Raw genomic sequence first — 2,884 nt, 5'->3', positions numbered from 1 at the left:
ATCAAATGGCAGAAGACTTTTATCGGTTAGCTGCCTAGAATCTCCCAAGTGAAAGTCTCCTGCTAATTCAGCACACATCAACTTTCTTCAATATCAAACCACTACCGCAGTCCATGCAAAATTTTGGATTAAACATGTATCCTTCCTAGAGCTTTCTATGTTTTATTTGAATTCATTCAAGCCTACCATGTTTCCGCAAATGGAGCATAAATCAATAATTTTATGTAGACGGATTTGTTCCTAAATAGCCATTAATTTTAATTGAAATTACACGTAAAAAACTTAAGAAAAAAAGCAGTTGGATAGCCACTGATTCACAGCATATCAGCGCAAATTAAAGTGAAATTATGAGTACGATTGGCAATAAAAAACGATTGAGATACGCTTGAACATTTAACAATGAGTTGAAGGTTTTGCTAGGGCTGTAGCTATCTTAACAGCTAGTGATACCTCAGCAACATCGATATATCGCCCTATAAAATAGGGCTGATGTTATTTTTTTACAGATATGAGGATATTGTAAGTTCTCGACTTTTATTCATCGAAAATTCCATATTAAATGTTCTCATTTTTAGTAGAAATAATCACTTCGTCCAGCAGCTTTTTATTTCGCCTTAAGTGGTTCATGAGCACCTCATCCTTATAAATGGTATTAAATGGACTTTGCTTTTTGAGTGCGTGAGGTGATGGATTATCTCCAAGCAGAGGTCTTAATTCTGCATTTTCATACATTAAATGATTTAAACGTTTTTGATATTCATGACGCTTATAGTACTTAAAAATTTCAGCATTCTCTGGATGCTTCAGTACTTCTTGGCAATCATCGATTTCAGCTTCGTTTGACGCTATTTTATCTTTTATTTGCTGTTGGTCATATTCAAGAAATAGCGTGTTTAACTCTGGCAAGACTTCACGGATTGCTGCATTAACACTAGACCACTTACCTTGTTGAGCTACTTTTTTTCGAAGTAGGGCATAAAAAATTTCGAGTTTTGGATACAGGTTTTTTTCATATCGAATACGCATACCCCGAATCCCTTTGATTTTATTGCTAATTTTTGGATTCGAGATGAGATTAATATCAGCTACGTAGAGTTCATAATTTTGCATGAATTTTTTATAGATTTCAGTATTTTCCTTTGATGAGCGGCTCGTAAATTTCTGCTTAATATCGTTTAATTCCATGAGCATATCTTCAAACTGATGACCATTCAGATGGAAGCAATCATCGTCATATTTGCGATCTAAAAGTATATCCGCCACGATCAATTTTTTTTGATCAAGGTTATAACTTGATTTAAATGCCGATAATCCTTGGATCGGAAAAGCACAAAGGTAGTAGTGAAAAATTTCCTCTTCCATCTCATTTAGATCAGTAAGTGTAATAATTTTAGCCATTCTTATATTTAAATTAATTCAATTAGTTAAACAACCATTATAGTCTGTATTAAAATACCTAGCTAGCATTACTGACGATACAGATTGGTTTTAGCTACCATGCGATTCATTAGATGACTGATCATATTCATTGTTGAATATGGTTCAGGCGAATTCTTCATCGTTGCTATCGAAGGTTTAAAAATGATTGAGCATCGTTATCGTGTCAAAGAGTTAGTCAATTACCCAGAACGACCAGCAAAGGATTATGTAGATCGTGGCGGACGTAGGCGCAGAGTTTCTTATAAACCTGCCACGAAGGGTTTACTCAATATTGCGGAATCAACATTCTGGAAAATGGTTCGTCGAGGTGATTTTCCTGAGCCAACTTACTTGACTGCGAGCATGCCAACGTGGGCAGAAAGCCAAATTAATTTGTGGCTCAATTCGAAAAAAAGCTGACTAGATTAGCGCGATATCTTTACAGCCCCCAATTATTCCATTTACCCCTAAGACACTGTAATTCCTTGATTTCGAGGTCATTGGATTACGGTGTTTTTTACGCCTGACCATTTGTGGTACTTATATTATTTATATATCATTTATATATCTAATATTATATTTAATTATTAATTAACAATTGGTTAGGTGTGATCTATTACAGCAGAGTAAATTATCATGACAGAATCAACCTATGTTATGAATGACAGTCAAACACATAAAATTGAATATATACCACCAATACAAGATATTTCTACAGCTCAGAATCCACAACTGAATGTGTTGTATCGTTCTATGCAAGAAATAACACATGATCCTGATCAACATTTCCAGTTGATGGAAAGTGAATATGAATCATGTTTTAAAGCAGACGACAGCCAACACACTAGTTCATTGGTCTTGGATCACCAACTTGAGTTTAGTGAGGAATTGCAGGCTTATATTCTTCGTAGAAATCCTGAATTGGAGAAAATATTTACACGAATAAAATATGTGAACTTGATTGTTGAAAAGGGATTCGTGAGAGCTTGTCGTCCATTAGCTCAGAATAACCCATTGAAAGTGATGGGTATTCAATATGAATACGCAGATAAAGAGCTGCAGCAATTATTCAAACAGCTATTTAGACAAGGTTGTGAATCACTTGATCAATATGACTGTGAACACAATAGAATTGTACTACAGGCATTTAATGAGGTTTTAAAGCCTGTATATCATGCTGACTTTGAATTTATATATCTAAATGATCCGATTACGATAACCAATCTGGATGGTACGACCAGAATTGGTGTATTCGCTGAATTACTTGATCAATTTGTGGAGCGAACTTATTGGCTTACTCAAGAAAAAGAGTTTAAGTATCAGCAAAAGAAACGCAAGGATCGTGCTAGAAACCAATTTGAATCAGCTAAACAGTGTGTAGATTTGATGTGTGCTGAATTAGCAGGAGACTTTCACTTGGGAGATTCTAGGCAGCTAACCGATAAAAGTCTTCTGCCATTTGATT

At 35.0% G+C, this 2,884-nt stretch carries 2 protein-coding genes and 1 pseudogene; 2 read left to right on the top strand and 1 reads right to left on the bottom strand.

Annotated elements, in window-relative coordinates; all coding sequences use genetic code 11:
• Nucleotides 1-555: 555 nt before the first annotated feature.
• The gene (locus M5121_RS15675; protein ID WP_249571689.1) at nt 556-1,398 is read right to left on the bottom strand and encodes a hypothetical protein; all 843 of its coding nucleotides are present in this window, start codon (nt 1,396-1,398) and stop codon (nt 556-558) included.
• Between the two features lie 183 nt (nt 1,399-1,581).
• Here M5121_RS15675 and M5121_RS15670 point away from each other — a divergent pair, with 183 nt between their 5' ends.
• Nucleotides 1,582-1,839, top strand: coding sequence for a helix-turn-helix transcriptional regulator (locus tag M5121_RS15670; RefSeq protein WP_018679572.1), 258 nt, complete (start codon nt 1,582-1,584; stop codon nt 1,837-1,839).
• Between the two features lie 216 nt (nt 1,840-2,055).
• Nucleotides 2,056-2,884 (top strand): annotated as a pseudogene (locus M5121_RS15665) (YagK/YfjJ domain-containing protein); the annotation flags it as partial.

Origin of the sequence: Acinetobacter sp. ANC5681 (assembly GCF_023488045.1) — a bacterium.
In the GTDB taxonomy this organism is placed as follows: domain Bacteria; phylum Pseudomonadota; class Gammaproteobacteria; order Pseudomonadales; family Moraxellaceae; genus Acinetobacter.
This window is presented reverse-complemented; position numbering and strand designations above follow the sequence as displayed.

Bases quoted from the DNA above. Each gene is read 5' to 3' on its own strand.
- M5121_RS15675 (WP_249571689.1), bottom strand. From the start codon at position 1,398: ATGGCTAAAATTATTACACTTACTGATCTAAATGAGATGGAAGAGGAA.
- M5121_RS15670 (WP_018679572.1), top strand. From the start codon at position 1,582: ATGATTGAGCATCGTTATCGTGTCAAAGAGTTAGTCAATTACCCAGAA.